Consider the following 18,227-nt stretch of genomic DNA (forward strand, 5'->3'; position numbering starts at 1 on the left):
CGGGGTGGCCAGATAGCGGTTGACCCCCGTATAGCCGAACAGGCCGGTCCCGTTCGGATCCCGTTTGGCCCACTGCACCGACTGGACGCGTTCCGCCGGTTGCCGGGCGGTGTCCAAGGTTTCCCGGGCGTAGGACGCGCCGTCGGCCGGATCGGCGAAATCCAGGGCGCCCTGGGACAATTCGGACTTCGCGACGGCATGCTTCTCCGACGCCGGTAGGGCGTCGAATTCCTCGGCGGACAGCAACGGGCGGTAGCCGAACTGCCGGGTTCCGGTCGGCAGCTCCTGAGCGTGGGGCTCGATTCCCTGCACGCGGAGGCTTTCGTCGGCCGCGGTGACGAGGACGTCGAGTTCCTGGAAGTGTTCGATCAACTCGATCGCGGGCTCGGTCTCGGATGCCGGTCTCGCGCTGGTGCGCTGCTGGTCGAGCAGGCTCAGGAGCAGCAGTTCGACGGCCCTGCTGCCGAACGGCCGGAGCGCCGCGCCGCCCAGCTCCTCGAGCTGTGCCCGCAGCTCGTCGCGCTCCGCGCGCAATCGTGCCAGTCTCGGCCGATCCTTGATCAGCTCGTGTGCGGAGGGCAGCGCGTCGCCGGGGTCGTCGTCGAGGTCGATGGCGACGGGGTCGATGCGGTTACGGGATGCTCCGGCCTGCTTCCAGGGTGAGGACGGCGTCGCGGAATTCGACGGTGGCGCGACGGTGTGCTCCGGGCCGTCGGTGGTGGTCTGGGCCGGTGCCGAGGTGGTGGCGCCGGGTACGGGAAGGAATGCGGCGGCGACGGTGATGTCGTCGTCCGATCCCGCTTCGATGGCGGCCCGCACCAGCGCGCGCGAGCCCGCGGCCAGATCGCCGGGGGCCCGTGTCAACGACTCGAGGAGGATGGCGGCGATGGGCCGGGGGTCGTCCGGGCCGATCATCTCCCACATGCCGTCCGTGGTAGCCAGGAAGACACCCGGGCCCGATACCTCGTCGACGGTCTTCGCATGCGACTCCAGACCCTCCAGGGGGCGGCCCAGGCAGTAGGCGAGCCCCTTGCCGTAGGGGGAGTGCCGGGCCTCTTCGCGCTCCCAGCCGAAGGTGTCGATGACGTCCTGGATATTCGAGTCGTCCCTGGTGAGCAGTACAGGAGGGCGGCCGTCCAGCGGTATCCAGTACGCGCGGCTGTCACCCACCCAGTCCGCGGTGACTCGCCCCGCGCCCAGCAGCCCGACCACGATCGTGCAGGCGGGCGGCTTGGTCGTGCCCTCGTACCCGGATGCCAGGGCGAGGACGGCGTCCTGGGCGGCCGCCACGGCTCCCCGGACCACCGCCAGTGGATCGAGTGTGCCTTCCTGATCGGCCTGCCGCAGGGCCGCGGCAAGGTAATCGCGCGCGGCCGCCTTGGCGGCGGCGGAGGCGCGGTCGCCACCACGCGGCCTGGACAGGCCGTCGTTCAGGACGACCGCGGAGTACTCCGCTCCGCCGACGGTCATCGTGAGCAGTGCGAAATCGTCTTCGTTCTTCGCGTGTCGCGGGCTCCGATCGCTCACTGCCGCAACCGAACCCAGGTTCTCCTGCCGCAGGTTCGCGGCCACGTATCGGCGCGTGGATTGCGCGGTGCCGTCGCCCGATTCCGATTCGGCGGGCTCGGGCTGCCGGTGGGCGGTCTCGGGAGTTGGCGCCGGACCCGGCCGCGCCGGTGAACTCTGTTCCGGCCCGGGTGTTTCGGGCTGGGCGTGGGCGATGTACGTGGGCTGCCCGTCGGCGCCGGGCCAGACGGCAGGTGCGGCGGGGTTCGGGGCCGCGTGGTGCTGTGGTTCGCCCAGCATTTCCGCGATATTGCGGATCGCGCGGTCGGCGATGCCGTAGCTCTCGGTGGCCTGTGCGACTCGTCGTTCCCGCCCGGTCGACGCCGCGACAGCCGCAGCGGCGGTGTCGCGAATATCGGTGGCGGCCACCAGTTCCGATACCGCGCGGAAGTGGTCGAGCAGCAGCGCGAAGCGCTCCGCGCTCAGCTCGGCCGTACCTCGCTCCACCAAGGCTTGCAGTTGCTCCAGCAACTCCGACATGTCCCGCAGCATGTCGTAACGCCGCGTGGCTTCGACCAGCTGATCGGGGTCGCCGGTATCGACCCTGTCGACGACTTCCCCGGCTCGCGCCATATCCGCGAAGATCGCCTCGGCCACCTCGTACAGCCGCTCGACCTCACCGCGCCGGAGGTGGTCCGCGAGCCGCGTCGGCATCGGTGTGCCCGTGTGCGCCAGGCGAGTTCGACCCCAGACCTCCGAGAACGTGGCGAGCGCCGTGCCCAGCCGAATCTCCGCGCTCGCCCGCCGGGTGTCCAGGACAGCGGACGTCCCTTCCGCCAGTCCCTCCTCGTACGCGGCAGCGGCAGCGGCGGCTTCGTCCGATCGGGCCAACCACCCCGACACCTGGTACGCAAGCTGTTCCAGCAACCGCAGCCGCTCCTCGGCAATCGGCACATCCCCGCGCCGCACCGCCAGCAACTCATCGATCAGACCGACCACGCTCTCCAGCACCGGATCACCCGCTGCGCCCGCACGTCTGGCGGCAACCGCCTCGCGAAGCGATCGCAAGTGCTCGATTTCGGAGGATTCGGCGTTGTCGTCGAGATCGATTGCGACGGGATCGATGCGGGGACCGGAATTCGTCTGGGGATCGGTTGTGCGGGCGAGGGCCCCCATGCGCCGTGCCGATGCCGCCGCTTGGGTGCGGTCGCGGGTACCGAGTTTTTCGCAGACCGACGCTATGTAGGTTTTGACGGCCTGGCGCGTGAGGCCGAGCCGGGTGGCGATCTCGTAGTCGCTCATATCCCGCTCGACGAGTTCGAGCACCGCGGCCTCGCGGTCGGTCAGGCGCGGGATGAGGTCCGTGCACACGGCGAACGCGACCGTGCCCGCGCGCGTCCCGAACCCTAATTTGCGGTTGAGACGGCTTACGTACGATTCGGCCGTTTGCAGGGTAAGCCCCAGGGCCTCGGCAATGTCGTTGCTGCTCTTACCTGCTGCGGCCAGGGCCAGCACTTCGATCTCGCGCGTTTTCAGCGCGGGGCGTTCGTCGTTCGCGACCGTGTGCAGTGTGCGCGGGAGTGCGCCGGTGCGGAGGGCTACGGCCACCATGCCCGCGCGCGTGTCGGCGCCCAGCTTGTCGCTGACCTTCTGCAACCGGGTGTCCACGGTCTGATCGGATATGTGGAGCGCCGTCGCGATTTCCTTGCTGGTCATCCCCTGTGCGACGAGGGTCAGCATTTCGGTTTCGCGCGGTGTCAGAACGATTCGGCTGTCGCTGGGTAGCGTCTCCGCGTCCAGCGGTTCGGCGGGCGCCCGCGAGAGCAGGCCCTCGCTCACCGCGACAGCGACGATCCCCGCTCGCAGCCGGACCCCGCCGAACTTGCGGCCGACGCTGCGGAGCACCTTTTCCACGGAATTCGGAGCCAGACCGGTGGATTCCGCGATTTCATCGTTCGTGTGGCCCTTTGCGACCAACCGGACCACCTCGGTCTCGTGTGAGGTCAATTCGCGGAAGGTCGTATCCGATGCCAGCAGGTACGTCCGCGGCAGGACCCCCGTATACAGTGCCGCGGCGACCAGAAGCGCGGCGTCGCCGCGCCCGGTGTCGTGGATACCGAGCTTGTTCCGGATCCGAGACATGTAGTGATGCACCGTGGTCGACCCAACCTGCAGAACGGTCGCGGTTTGCAGGACCGTGTTGTCGGACGCGAGCAACTCGAGCACTTTGCGCTCACGGTCGGTCAACCGTATTTCGGCACGAGGCTCCGCATCCATAAGGTCGATCAGAATGTGCGGGGCCGCCAAGGTATTCGCGATTTCATCGCGTCGGCGGGTGTCCAGATCGCGGAGTTGTTCGCCGAGCAGATCGTGGGCGTTGCGATGCAACCACTCGCGGGCCTCCGCGTCGGTGGCAAGAGGTTCCCAGAATCGGGATTCGGCCAGTTCGACTACCGAGCGGGTGACAGCACGTCCCAGCCGGACGATCTCCTCCGGGAGTCTGCGCCCGGATGCGGGTACGGCTCTCAGCAAACCATGGGCGATATACCGGAATGTGTAGCTTCCGTACCGCTCTCGCATCATGCGCAGAGCAGCGGGGTCGCCTTCCTGTGCCCGCCGCAGCGTGGTGTCCGGATGCACTGAGCCGTCGGCTGGCGGGCTCTGTGTGGGTATGGCACCTACGAGGTTCGCACCGCTCTCTTGGGGCTCGTCCGCATCGCCGAGATCTATGGCGACGGGATCGATGTGGGGACCGGAATTCGTCCGGGGATCGGTGGTGCGGGGCAGGGCCCCCATGCGCCGTGCCGATGCCGCCGCTTGGGTTTCGGCATCGGTTCGCGGCGCCGAGTCGAGGTCGCGGCCCGCCGTCTCCGGTTGGGCGGAGAACTGTTCGACGGCGTCCAGCGGATCTACCACCGGGCTCGCCGGATCCCCGGGTCGGGTTGGCGCGGGCGCATCCGCCGGATCGGCCGGACTGCTCGGCTCGGAAACCTCGACCTGCTGCAGTGGCGCTTGCGACTGTTCCTGCTGCGGTGACGACTCCACCTGCTCCTGCTGTCCGAACCCTTCGCGGGCGGGCTCAGAATCCGTCCGAGCGATGGCATTCCGGTCCCAGGCGATGCCGCGCCGCTCGGCCTCGGCGGCGGCCAGCCCCATCAGGCGGTCGAACAGTACCCGTTCACCCTCGGTCAGCTCCGCCGGGGACATCCGGCCGACGACGAAGGATTCCGCGATCGCTTCGGCCGCATTGAACGAGCCACTGTCGTAGAAGCTGTAACCGCTGAACCGGGGGGTCAGCCAGGCCATGAACTCCTCCACCGGAACCCTTGCCCGCGGTAGTTCGCCCCGGTGGTGATCGCGCAGCGCCTGCCACTCCTCGTCGCCGATCCGTTCGCCCAGCGTGATGCTGAGCGCGTGGCCGAACTCGTGCACGATCGTGGTGTACACCGGCCGGGTCGGATCCCCGCGAAAGTAGCCGGAGGCGATCCGTTCGGCCACCGTGTCGAACAACGCCGGTTCGGTGGCGTAGCGCACGCTGAGGGTGATCGAGTCGACCACGAAGCCGCCGTCGGCACCCACATGCTGGTCGACCCGCGCATGACCGTCCCCGACGACCTCCCCGATCCGGACCTCGGGCAGCCGCACCATCGGCAACTCGGCCAGCTGCTCATCGATCGCTCGGGCGTACTCGCGGGCCACCTCGACATCGACACCCTCGATATCGAACCCGACAACCCGAATGCCGCGCCGCGCCGCCAACTTCTCGCCGATCGCGGCGGCGCTATCGAGGTGCCGGTAGGGATCCGCGGAATTCCGGTCGCCCACACCCCGATCGCCCGGATCAAGGCTCGGTCGGCCTTGGATGGGGACGGTGGTGCCTTCGAGGTTGGCGTCTTCCTCGTGGGGAAGCGGGTGGAGTCTGCCTTCGGTGGTGTGGAAGTAGGCGATGTAGGCGCGGTCGATATGAGGGAAAGACTGTTGCCACGTGTCTCGGGTGCGGATTCGGGCGATGGGTTTGCCGCCGAGGTCTATGTCGGCGGATCGGGGGATATTGGTGTCGTAGATGAGGACTTCGCCGTCGAGTTGGGTGACGTAGTAGGCGTGGGCGATTCCGTTGTGCTCGACGACGAAGACGGCGCTGTGCCTGTCGCTATCGGGGTCGAGAATGCTGTCGATTTCGTTGTCGAGGATCGCCGCGAAGGGGGTGCCGTCCGGATTGTCGATTTCTGCGAGAGCCGTTGTCGCGCCGGTGACGAGTTCGTCCCAGCTCTCCGCGTCCTGATGAGGGATGAGGGCGTCGTCCAGGCCGTCGGCCCAGGCGGCGCGGACGGTGGGGGCGAGGCATTTGCTGACGTGACCGGGAATGGTGCCGGGCGGCTGCTCTTGTGCGCCGTCGCGGAGGAAGCGGCCCGTCGTCACGTAACGGGTCGTGGCGGGCTTCTTTCGCCCTCGGCTGTGTGTCTCGGCGATATTGCCCTCGGGCGGCGTCAGCCAGTATTCGGCGGATTGCTCGACGGTGTTCTTGCCGTGGGCGAAGGTGAGGCGCTGGACGGCGACGGTGCTGTCGGCGACTACGAGCGGGATTCCGCGTCCGCCCTCGCGCTCGACATCTTGTTCGTCGGCATTCCATTTCGGCAGATTCGCGGCGGCTCCGGGTGCGAGTTCGTTGGTGACGGAGACGCGCACCTGGCGTCCCGTCCCGGTACCCGACACACTCACGTCGAGTATTTCCTCCGGGGCGAGCCCGTACTCGGCGGCGTTGCTGTGCAGGTGTTTCTTGGCATTGGTGACGAATTCACTTACTGCCAGCGCCGCCTGGTCGACCAGTCCGCGCGGCAGCGTCCGCAGTCGTTCGGCGACGGCCTTCCGCGTCCCGCCTACCTCTTCCTGGTACGGCGGCACCTCTCCTTCCTCCGTCGCCCCAATTATCTCCATCCACCGGTCGAGATCGAGTTCGTCCGAGGAGGCGCGGATGGGCGCTCGGGCGGCCCGTTCGACAGGACCGGGCGTCGGTCCGAGACGCCAGTCGACCTGCACATAACTGTGGTCACCCGTGATATCGACGAGCCGGACGTGCAGTTCACCCTCGGTGAGCTCCGCGGTGACGCTGATGGGCCCTTGCCCCCACCGAACCGACGCGCCGACGGCCTCGGCGATCTCGCGGATGTAATCGGGGTCGGACCAGCCCTCCAGCAAGTCTGTGAGTTGTTGTTCCACGAGTGCGGTTTCCGCCTCGTCGCCGGCGGTGATGTCATCGAGGCGGACCTGCGGTGCCGAGGATTCCTCGGAATCGCCGAGATTGATGGCCACGAGATCGGATCTCTGCGTGGGGGATCCGATGGGCTGTTGCCACAGTTCCGGCGGGAGCGCCGATTTGTTCTTCCAGCGTTCGCGTGCCCTCGCCGCGGCCGAATTCCTTTTCGGCGCAGCCGGTTCGGGTGTCGTCGAGGTGGCTCGGCCGACGGGCTGGGCGGCGACCGGGGTCCGGTGTGATGCGGCGGCTGTGCGCTGTTCGTTCTCGAGCCGGTCCAGTTCGTTGAGGACGAAGCCCTGCGGCCCATCGGGTTTCAGGTATGCGGGTGCCCGCTCCGCACAGGCTGCGCGGTCGCTGGCGGACATGGCGCGCCATGTCCGGGCGAGGTTACCCGCGGTGCCGTCCGGGGTGATGCTGGGGCGGAAGCCGGAGGCGACCGGGGCCACACCGGGATTATCGGCGCGGGCCGCGGCGAGGGCATTGCGGTGCTCGGCATTTCGCCACACCTCGGCGACCGGTACGCCGCGCAGCAGCGCCTGTAGTGCGTAGGCCGGATGGGTGAAATCCTTCGGTGCGCTCTTGCCGAAGGCGTTGTTCGCCTCGGCGAGTGCCTCCGCCGGGTTGAAGACGGGGAGGGTGCCGAGGGACGGCGCCGTCGCGCCCGGGGCTCGGTGGGTGTGCTCCTCGTGGTACTGCTCACCGGCGAGTATCCGTGCGTGGGTATCGGCGTCGAGCTGCCGAAGCCATGCGCTGTACAGCGGTTCGAGTTCGATCGCACCGTCTCGGCGCGACAGTCCGGCCCGCCGCAGCCACACGTCGAACACCTCTCGGCTCTCGAAATTGCTCAGCCACACGTCGAAGGCCGCGAACAGGCGATCGTCCGGTCGCAGACTCTTCTTTCCGCGGCTGTATTCGTCGAGCTGACCCAGCCAGTCGTCGAATCGGGTATTCCGCGGCAGGGAACCGGCCTCGCGCAATCCGGCGAAATGGGAATACAGGAAGCCGAATGCCCGCGCCTCCAGCGAGTCGGCGTAGCGGCCGACACGCGCCGACCTGTCGCGCAGGTGCGACATCTCATGGCTGATGGAGTCGTACACCGGATCACCGGTGGGCGCCATCAACCGGCCCTTGCCGACCGCCTCCTGCATGGCGGTGCGGAACTTCGCCGGTTGGCCGAAGAGATTCTCGTTGAGCACCATGACGACCGGCGGGGTGTCGGTGATGCTGCCCGCGTCCCAGATGACGGCGCCCGTCATCCCCGCCATGGGTGCTACCAGAATGACGTCGAGACGGATGAACGGGTCCTCGTCGAAGGCGTCGACTATCGCGTTCCTGATCGACAGCGCCGTGTCGACGGTGATACTCGGTTTGTCCAGGCCGAGCACTTCGATGCCGTAGGCATCGAGCAATTCGGCGGCGACGGCCTGCTTCGTGAGCCGCTCGGACTCCGCGGTCGGTGCGGGATCCGGGGCGACGGGGACGCCGGTCGCGGCGAGCCGGGACCGGGTCTGCGGTGCGAAGACCTGCGGTGCCGCACCGGCGACGACCCGTTGCAGCACCGCCTGCACCACGGTCGGAATCAGGCCGCTGGCGCCGAGTTTGCGCCCGGCGCGCGCGAGATGGGCCGCGGCGGCTTCCTTGGTGATCGAGAGCCTGTCGGCGATCGCCACGGTCGACAGCCCCAGCGTCGCCAGCTCCAGCACCCCGACCTCGCGTGCGGTGAGGGTGCCGTGGGAGCCGACGTTCGACAGCGGGCGGCTGTGGTCGGGTGTTCCGATGGCGAGTTGCCCGCGGCTCAGCGCCGACGCCATCGTCGCCACGTCGCCCCGGGTGCCGAGCTTCATGCCCGCCCGGGATATGTGGCCGCGGACCACGTTCGGCGCCATGCCCATCGTGGCGCAGATGCCCCCGAGCGCTACGTCGTTCGCGACCAGAGTGAGTATTTCCGCCTCGACGGCCGACAGGTCCGGCGCGGGTTGCGGCCCGCTCTCGGTCAGCGCCCGCACCTGCTCGCCCAGCAGGGCGATGGCCGCGGTGTGGAGGGGGGTGAGATCGTCGCCCTGTCGCACCGCCTCCGCCGCGTCGGCGACGAGCTGCCGTTGCTCCGGGGTGAGGCGATTCAGGCTGTTGTGCAGCACATTTCGCGCGGCCTCGGACAGGCTGCCGCGGTCGGCGGGTTGCACCCCGGCCTGCGCGTGGGCCGCCGTGTCGACGGCATGGGCCAGCGGCGCGAAGGGAGCACCCGCCTGCTCGCCGGACGCCTGTAGCACCCCGAGAACATTCTGAAAGGCGTTGACGCTATTCACGGTGCGATTACCGGGAACTGCCGCGGGATCTTCCTGCTGTCCGTCGTGCGCCGTCCCTGCCACAGGCGCGGGAGCCCCCGCCCGCCCGAGCGGGTTCGCGGCCGTTGCGGAGTCGTGCTGGTTGCCGGTCGCCGGGGTGTCCTCGGTGTCGCCGTGGGCAGCAGGTGTTTTCGCTGCGGCAGCTGCCCCCTGGGCCTGGTGATGGTCGGTAGCTGTAGCCGCTGTGCCGGGGGCGTGCTGAGTGCCGGGCGTTCTCGCCGTGTCTGCTGCGGTAGCACCTGGACCGTGCTGGCTGCCCGGCGCATTGGCCGCATATGCGGCGGCTGTCCTGGAATCGGTCCGATCGCCCGTGGTGTTCGGACCCGACGAGTCGTCGTTCGGCGCGGTCGCGGCCGCGGACGCCCCGGGAGTGTTCCGAGCACCGGGCGTGTTCGCCGCGCCGGTGGCGGGCACCGCGGAATCAGGTTGCCCGTCCGCCGTTTTCGCATTCGGTGAAACGCCACCGTCGGTGTCCGGCGCACCCGGCATCGCGGCAGCAGCAGCGGGTGCGCCTGCCGCAGCGAGGGTGCCAGGTGCGGCAGCCGCAACCGGTGCGCCGGTTGCGGGTGCGGTGTGGCCGGGCACCTGTGATGGTTGCTGCGGCGGCTGGTGCTGTGGTTGTCCCGAGGCCGGTGCGGCGCGGGCGTGGCCGGAGGCAGGTGGCGCGTTGGGCTGGTGGGCCGAAGCGGGATCGGTGGTGGGGTGGACGACGCCGGAGGGCTGGAGCTTGGACACCAGTCCGCGGATGTCCTTCTCCGCCACGGCGAGGTTGTTCCGGCTGGATTCGAGATTGTTCTTGGCGGCCTCGAGTTTCGCCTGGGACTCCGCGGTGGGTGCGGCGCGATGCTCGGCGACCGCGGCCTGATGCTGGGTGACCGCGGATTCGTGGTGGGCCGCGGCCATGGTGTACCGGATGACGGAGATCTGAGCCTGGGGGCTGCCGCTGTAGAGGGGATCGTCCAGGGCGGTGAAGTACTGGACGCTGCCTTGGCCGCCGCTGCGCGCGGTCCGGTTCTCGGCCTGGATGTCGATATCGCGGTGTTCGGCCGACCGGCTGGACAGCAGCACGTGCAGCCCGCCGCGCTTGTCGATCTCGGGGGTGATGGGAATGTCGACGCCGCGACCACCCTGCCGATTGATGACCAGCACGTGGCCCTCCTCGCCCGCCTTCTTGAAGATCGCCAGCAGATCGGCTTCGGCGGTGACACCGTGTTCGAGAAACCATTTCGCATCGATGGCCACGTGTTCGACACCCCGCGCGTCCAACTCCTTCGACAGCGCGGCAACCTCGCTGTTGCGGTTGCAGATCGCCAGCTGCGGCCGCCCGTCGGGTTGCCGGTCAGCGATGCTGTCGGCCATCGACTTGATCTTGTCCCCCTGGGCGCCTACGACGACGTCGTTCGAGGGGTCCGCGCCCTCCAACTGCGACGGTTTGAAGCGGGGGATGTCGATGATCTCCCGCGCGGGCTTGCCACCGCTGTCCGTGGTGTCCATCCCGATCTGCCGCAGTTCGGGCTCGGCGTTGTCGGTGGTGGCCGACAGGCCGCTGAACTCGTCGCACCGCTCCGAGGAGAACAGTTCCCGTACGGTGACGGATTTGGAGCTGGCGGGATCGTCCCGGATCTGGATGCCGTGCTTTGCTTCGACGGCTTGGGCCAGCCCACCGTTCCAGCGGCTCTCGGTCGAGGTCTCCGCATCGAACATCACCTTGTGAGTGGTCTGATCGATGATGTAGATCTTGTGGGATTCCGGGTTCAGCACCTTCTTGCCGTCGACGATCAGGACGTTTCCGTCACTGTCGGTAAGGAATTCCGGCCCGAGTTCGCGGTGATGCCAGACCACGTAGTGGTCGTTCTCGGTGTAGCGCCACTCGGCGGTGGCGGCCATGGCAAGCCGGTGCGCTTCGGCCTCGGTCGGGATGCGACCGATGATGTTCTCGAGCTTTCCGGTGAGGTCGCGACCGAGGATGTGTTCGACGTTCGCGCGGTCGCTTCCGGTCAAGGTGGTGTGGTCTTCGCTCGCCCCGGCGGCGCGAACGAAATCGGCCTTGCTCAGCAGCCCTGCCTGCACGGCGTCCTGGAGGAAGGTGTGGGCATCGGTGACCCGCGCGGCTACTTCAGGACTGGCCGAGTTGCCGGCGCCCTCGGAGAGAATGAACACCGAACCCTTCACGGCCGCATCGACTTCGTCGACGCATTTGATTCTGCCGGGCGCGATATTGCCGCGGAGTTCCCCGAAGCCGTCCGCGTTCAGAGTGCCGAAGGAGATCGTGGCCTTGTCCTCGGCCACCGGCGCGTAAGGCTGGTCCGGGTTCATGAGGCGGATATCGAATCCATACTTCCCGAACAACTTCTGGCCGATGTTGTAGGCCTCGAGGGCGAGGGTGTCGAGTGTGGTGAGCACCCGCACCGGCTTGCCCTGGACGGCCCGCAAGGCCGAGGCGGCCTGGAATACCAGTGTCTTGCCCTCGCCCGCCTGCATCCTTCCCACATGACCGTCGCGCACGGCCAGCATTCCCATCACCTGGTTCCAGCGCAGGACCTTGCCTTCCCCGCGATTGATGATCTCGATCACCGCCAGGGCGGCCTCGCGATCGTTGCCGTGGAACAGCATCGTCTGCAGGTCCTGGTCCGAGACGGTGGTCCAGTCCCTGGAGCCATACTCGGTGAGGATGTCGTCGGCCTCGGCCCGATACGCCTCCGCGAGGGCTTTGGCGGCACCGTCGCCGGAATCGGGATGCCCTTCGCCCTGCTGGCTTCCGTCGTCGTCCGCGCGCCCGTGCTGCGGATCGGGTTCGCCCTGCGTATCGGCGGCATCGTCCTCGGCCTGTTTCCGGGCGCCGTCGTCCACCGGCGTGGGTTCCGCCTCCGATTCGTCGCGGGTTCTGGCGGGCCCGGGTTCGTTGTCGGCCTGTTTCCCGGCGCCGTCGTCGGCGCGTTCGTGCTTCGGCTCGGGCTTATCCCGCGTACCGGTGGTCTCGGGATGCCCCTTGGCTTGCTGCCCTGAGCCCTTGTCGGTCGCGCGGCCGTGTTCGGGCTCAGGCGCGGGCGGGGGAGCGCCGTCCTTGCCGCGGCCGCGTGCCGACCCGTTCACGTCGACCGCCGGAGGGCGTTCTCCCGCAGCGGATTCCGGAGCCGCGACGCGTGGCGGGCGGCCGTCTCCCGCGGCCGGGCGCACGGCGGTGCCCGGTTCGGATCCGGCGGCGGGACGCGCTTCGCCGGTCGCCGCCTTCCCGGCCGGTCGCTCGCGGACGGCCGCGGCGGGCCGGTCGCCGCCGGTGTTGCGGCCGTGTTCCCCGGGCTGTACCACGGGCACCTCGGCATCGGCCACCGCCGTCATGGTGGGCGCCGGCTTCCGGTCGGACGCCTTCGCGGCCGGACCGTCGGGCTGCGCGGCCGGGGCGTGCTCGGAGTCGACTACGAGAGGTGTCTCGGGCGCCGAGTCTTTCGCTCCCGTGCCGCTGTCGCGCCCGCGCGCCGCGCTGGGAGCGGATTCGTGGTCGCCGCCGCTCTTGGTTCCGGCGGTATGCGCGGTGCCGTCATCGGTCTTCGGTGCGACCGCGGTACCGCCGCTCGTGTCGCCGGGGCCGCGTGTCTGTCCGGCACCGGATGCGGTTTCCGAGGGGGCGGGATGCGGTGCAGCCGTGACGGTTCGGGGGCCGGTGTGGGTGCCGTCGCCTGCCGTTGTCGGCCGCGCGCCGCCCATCTCGCCGTCCGACGGGTGCGGTGTGCCCGGTCCGGTGGTGGCCGCGGGATGCGGCTGTCCGGAGACCGATGGGCGGCGGTCGCCCGGATGGGGGCGCGCCGTGACAGCCGCACCGTCCGCGGGATGCTCTGGCGCAGTGACTGTTCCGGGTGCTGCCGCGCCGTCCGCCGGTTTCGGGGCGCTTCCGTTCTTCGAGTCGAGATGTGCGGCGAGGGCATCTCGCAGTGGAGTCGGCTGTGGTTCCGCCGCTTTCGGCGCGGCCGAGGCGCCGCTTCGGAAATCGACTTTCTTGACCGGATTGACGTTGTCGAGCAAGGCATTCCGCAGTCCGGAGGGATTCCAGTCCATGTTGTTGACGGCGGGGCGCGGCGGCGCGACCCGGTTCCCGGTGGCGTTCGGGTCCACCAGCGCCATGAGTTCTTCGAGCTGCATCCGCGCATGGCTCGGCGGCGGATTGTTCGGATCGAAATCGGCCGTGACCAGACCGCGCGCGGCCAGCGCGTCGGCGAGCCCGCTGCCTTCAGAGGCATCCGCCGACCGCGCCACCGGCGGGGTCGTGGCCGCGGCAGGACGCGCGGCGGCGCGTATGCCCGCGGCGCCGTGCGCGGCAGCGCCGAGGAATCCACCCGTGATCGCGGGCAGCAGCCCCTCGGCGAAATTCTCGAGAGTGAGATCCTCACCGGACAACCCGAGCGCCGCACCGGCACCCACCAGGCCACCAACGATGCCACCGCCGGCGCCCACCACGGCGGTGCCGCCGACCTGAATCAGCACCCGCACACCGGTACGACCGGCCTTTTCGGCCAGGGCGGTGGTCATCGGTATGACCAAGCGGCTTCCGAACCACCGGCCGAAGAGCATGCCGGCGCCGCCACCGAGACCACCGGCGGTCCCGGCGATACCCGCCGCCTTCCAGTCCACCTCGTCGCGGTGGTCGTCGGCAACCTGCTTCAGCTGAACCGCGGCGTTGATGCCACCGCCCTGCAGGGCACCGATCACCATCATCTTGCCGGCCAGTCTGATCGCGCCGCGTTCAGCCGCGAGCCTCGCGCCCTGGCCCGAGAGGTACTGCAACATCTTCGACCAGGCGATCCGCAGCGCGGTGTCGGTCCGCATCTTGACTACATAGGCCTCCAGCGCACCACCGACGGCGAAGGTGATCGCGGCGTGCGCCAGCGTCCAGGCCAGGATCACCGCGAACCCGATGACGGTCCACTTCTGTAGCTCGAGGCCGTTGGCTCCCTCGTACTGCTGCTCGGCCAGGGTGTCGCTGTGGTCGGCCTGGCTGCGGTAATTCCGCGCGAGGTTCTGGTACCGCTCCTCGACCGCGTCACCGATACGCCCCTGGATGATCTGGTGTCGCTGCGCGGCCTCGGCGTCGTAGATCTTCGCCTGTTCACGGCACCATTCGGCCTTGTCCGACCAGTAGTCGCCGACCCGGCGCATCGCGTCTTCGTCGCCGACCGGGAAATGGCCGGCCACACACGCGACGACCTCTTCGGGCAACCACGACGGAAGGTATAGCGGCATAGCCGGGGTGGTCTCGTTATTCGACGGCAGGCAGGGGCACTCGTAACCCCGCAACCGTCAACCGAACCAGCACAAGGGAATTCTCCTGTCCGGCGTCCCTTTTCCCATTTGTGGGAATAGCGATGGGTTCGTGGTGCGGCACTCCGATCACGGTGCCGGGGGGTCCGCCGACGTGTGGGTGCCCCGGAAGAATTCGCGGATGTCGCGGAGCGTGGGCCCTTCGCCCAGGATGTCGGAGAGGTCGGGTTCGCCGTCGAGGGAGGCGGCTACCGGCGCCGCGGCGGACTCGCTGTGCTCGCGGGCACGGCGGGCGGCTTCCTGCGCCACTTGGACGATCAAGCGGGCGAGTTCATCCGGTGGCCTGCGCAGCGCCGCGGCGGTCAGCGACAGATCCGCGAGAACGCCATTCGCGTCGACGGTCGCCCCTACCGATCCATCGGACGAACCTGCTTGCAGGCGAAGGGTTTCCAGCTGCCGATAGATCTCGCTGAGCCGGGACTGCTGCTCCTCGTACGAGTCGACCAGCCGCTCCACCTGATTGCGCAATCCATTGTTGGCCGAACGCAGGCCCTCGCGTTTCCATCGATCCATACCTCATCCTTTCCGGATTCCACGCCATCCAGTTCGCCCTATTGCATGTCCAGCCGCGCCATGACCAGCAGCAGGCGGTGCAGCACCTTGGCCGGACCGGGTGCCTGGACGCCGCCCTGTTCGACCGTGGCGAATCCCTCGGCCAATGCCCGGCCGGGATCCAGTACGCCATCGCGAAAACAGTTCTCGCCGAGCTGGTCGCGCCAGCGCCGATAACCGTCGACCACGTGTGCCAGGGTCCGGCCCTCGGCGCCGGTGACCCGCAGGTATTCGGTGATCAGCGCGCGCTGGACCGTCTGCCGCGCCCGGAATCCGCCGACGAGATCGGCCACGTGGCCGAACTCGCGCAGGATCCTGGTGCGCATCGGGCGGTGCGCGTTCCCGACCGGGCGGGCCCGGGGCTGGTCGCGCCCCGACAGCGCGCCGGGATCGTCGACCGCACGACGGTCCAGGACGATCCACGGCTCCGGCTCCGGCTCCGGCTCCGGCGCCGTCGGCTCCGCCCGGTTCTCGACGCTCGACAGGTCGCCGCCGCTTTCCGCGATCTCGATGCCCCGCAGAGCGATCGGATACTTGGTGAGCACGGAGTCGACGGCGTCCGAGATCTCCTGGGCGGTCTGCGCGGAGATCCCCGAGGCCTCGAATCCGGTGATATGCAGGTTGTGCCGGACCGCCATGGCGGTGATGATCCGCATCGCCTCGTCGCCGGTGACCGGTTTCGGCTGCACTTTCGGTGCCGGATTCTTGCGCTGCTCGGGTTCGGGGGCAGGTTTCGGTGCGGCGGGACGTCGAGGCGGTGCGACCCGCGGCGGTGGTTGTTGCTCCGGAGATGTTCCGGTCCCGGGTTTCGACCAGGGGGCGCCGGGATTCCGGGGGGCGGACGCGTTCCGGCCGCCCGGCGGCGGTGATTGTTGCTCCGGGGATGTTCCGGTCCCGAGTTTCGACCACGGGGCGCCCGGATTCCGGGATGCTGCGGGGGCGGACGCGTTCCGGCCGCCTGGCGGCTGGGCGTTCGGCGTGCTCGTGGTGGGAGTGCCCGCTCCGCGACCGGAACCCGGGGACGGTGATGCGGAGGCTGCGGGCGACGGTGCCGACGCGGCCGGGGCCGAGGGGTTCGGGCCGGGAGTCGTGGGCTGGGAGGGTGCTTGCTGTTGGTGGCCGCCGGGTCCGGAATCGCTACCGGGAGAATTGGATCCGGCGGACGAGTCCGCGTGACGCTGTCCCGCGGGCTGCTGAGCGTTCGTGCCGTTATTGCCCGCGGCCGGTGAGCCGGAGCCCGATTGCGCGGCGTCGTTCGGTGCCTGCCCCGTACCGGGCGCTTGCCGGTCCTGATCGCCGCCGCTGTTCGACTGGTCGTTCCACGACGGATACGTCGTTCCGGGAACCCTGGTACTCCCGGTATCCGAATCCGAATCCCGGATGGAGTTGCCCGCGTCGCGATCCTGATTCTCGAAACTCTCGACCGTGCTGCGGAGATTGGAACTCATGGCCTCGACGTTCTGGACAAGGTTCTCGAATCCCGTCATGCCCTGCTTCGCGCCTGGCACATATGATTCGGCGAAGGTCTTGCCGGGTTTGTCGTCACCCCAGCACTCGCCCTCGCGGGCGAGGTCGGCCTTCAGCTCCGCCACCACCCGGGCCGTCTCCTCGGCGAGCGCGCGGAGTTCGGCAGCGGTTCTGCGCATTTCGTCCGGATCGACGTATAACGACTGGCCCACACGCTCTCCCGCTGTCGTGGCACTCGTTGCGGATATGCCCGTGCCGATGCCCGTCCCGGGCACCTCACCGGTGGAACCGGGGAGATAATTGTGCTCCGGAGCGTCCTCACCGCGCCTATCACGCCTTCTCTTCAGTGGGAATGTGCTGGATGCTGGGCGCGTGACGGCGTCGGCGCGCCGGGAACATGCGCCGACTGCATGGCATGAAATAGACGTGCCGGTGAGTCGAGCCTCAATGGGCGACCGGTGTGGAGGTGACGACGAGGCATCAGCCGGTTCGGACGGCAGTCAGGTCGCGATACCTGTCTACAGAGGTGACGGGCTGATGGCGTCTTTCGAGGTTCGGTACGTCGGTGGTGCGGCAGGAGAGCGCATCGCTGCCGGGCAGGCGAGCGCGCTTGCCGCGCTGTCGAAATGGCAGGCGGATTGCTCCGAAGTCGGGCGGTCCTGAATCCCGGCGAGTTGCCGGCCCGGTTGCCCATTTCTGTGTTTCCGAGGGCTCGCACCAGGGCAACCGTTTGACGAGCACATTTCGGTTCTGTTGGCGATCCGGAAGCGATGCACTGGATCAGGGAAACCCGCTGACCTGCGGAAACGTGTCACAGGTTTGTGCCCTCGGCGGGGCGTGTCGAAGATGGGAACGCAGGTGACCTGGAAATTTGCTCTGGTCGACTTGTAGTCGAGGAAGATTTCGCCTTGGGCTGAGCGCCGATGCGGTCTTCAGCTCGGGTCCTCGGCGACGACTCCAGGTTTGACGGCGTATCGGCTCGGTGGCCCAAACAATGTCGGCCGCACACGTCGGTGCGCTGCGCCCGACCGCTAGTTGGATCGCCCTTCCCGTGGCGTGCTGTAGGAGCCGTGAGATCGACGCCGTTGCCTCCCCGGCTCCGTTGTGGCTAGGCTTTGCGATGTTGTCGTGAGGAGGGGGCACGGGTGTCAACCGAACAGGATACGCCGGGAACAGATTTCGCGATTGTCCCAGCCGAGGTGACCGACGCGGGCGTCTACGTCGAGCAAGTCGCCGCCTCACTGATCAACGGACTCAATTCGCTCGACCGCGAGGTCACGAGTGTCCTTGATAATTGGAAAGGTGCGGCCGCAGACGCATTCGGTGACGGCTGGACAGGCGCCAAGGATGGTGCCGCCACGGTGTTGGACGCACTCGCGGCCATGGGCGAACTTCTCGGCGTGGCGAGCAAGACCATTGCTGACCAAGATATATCCAATGCCACGAACTTGTCGTCGCTGGACCTGCCGAAACTGAACCTGTAATGGTCGACGACTTCCGGGACTTCACGTTCGATATCGATGAGTTGGACCAGCTCGTGACCCGCGTCAATGGATTCATCGGGTTCCTCACCGAAAGTCTCGACGGACTCAACCACCGAATCGCCACCATCCAACAAAACTGGCAGGGAGCCGCTGCCACCGCCCAGGAGGAAGCCTACCGAGAATGGGCAATCGGCGCTGCCGCAGTGGTTGAAGGAATCACTGAGATGTACACTGCCGCCATCACCGCCCGCGACGCCTACAGTGCGGCAGAGGAAATCAATTTGAGAATGAGCGGCGGCTGAACTC

Annotated in this window: 5 protein-coding genes (1 of these 5 cut by a window edge); 2 read left to right on the plus strand and 3 right to left on the minus strand. The window is 68.3% G+C overall.

Annotation, left to right across the window (positions count from 1 at the left end):
• The 3 genes from AB0H61_RS20745 to AB0H61_RS20755 form a co-directional block, all read right to left on the minus strand.
• Positions 1–14,340: the start of a LuxR C-terminal-related transcriptional regulator gene (locus AB0H61_RS20745; protein ID WP_357306854.1), read on the minus strand. 15,825 nt of this gene lie to the left of the window's left edge; 14,340 of the gene's 30,165 nt are visible here — the first part of the coding sequence; the start codon lies at positions 14,338–14,340; its stop codon lies off the left edge, out of view.
• Between the two features lie 147 nt (positions 14,341–14,487).
• The gene (locus AB0H61_RS20750) at positions 14,488–14,931 is read right to left on the minus strand and encodes a YbaB/EbfC family nucleoid-associated protein (RefSeq protein ID WP_357306856.1); all 444 of its coding nucleotides are present in this window, start codon (positions 14,929–14,931) and stop codon (positions 14,488–14,490) included.
• Between the two features lie 38 nt (positions 14,932–14,969).
• Positions 14,970–16,649 carry a WXG100 family type VII secretion target gene (locus AB0H61_RS20755; protein WP_357306858.1) on the minus strand — a complete coding sequence of 560 codons (1,680 nt, stop codon included), beginning with the start codon at positions 16,647–16,649 and terminating at the stop codon, positions 14,970–14,972.
• A 933-nt stretch (positions 16,650–17,582) separates the two neighbouring features.
• On the opposite strand from AB0H61_RS20755, the gene AB0H61_RS20760 reads away from it, so the two are divergent.
• On the plus strand, positions 17,583–17,921 hold the full coding sequence (locus AB0H61_RS20760; RefSeq protein WP_357306860.1) for a WXG100 family type VII secretion target: 339 nt from the start codon (positions 17,583–17,585) through the stop codon (positions 17,919–17,921).
• Positions 17,921–18,223 (plus strand): WXG100 family type VII secretion target, encoded by a 303-nt coding sequence (locus tag AB0H61_RS20765; protein WP_357306862.1) that lies wholly within the window; start codon positions 17,921–17,923, stop codon positions 18,221–18,223. Before AB0H61_RS20760 ends, AB0H61_RS20765 begins: the two co-directional genes overlap by 1 nt.
• Positions 18,224–18,227 lie beyond the last annotated feature (4 nt).

The organism is Nocardia sp. NPDC050710 (assembly GCF_040654375.1).
GTDB lineage: Bacteria > Actinomycetota > Actinomycetes > Mycobacteriales > Mycobacteriaceae > Nocardia.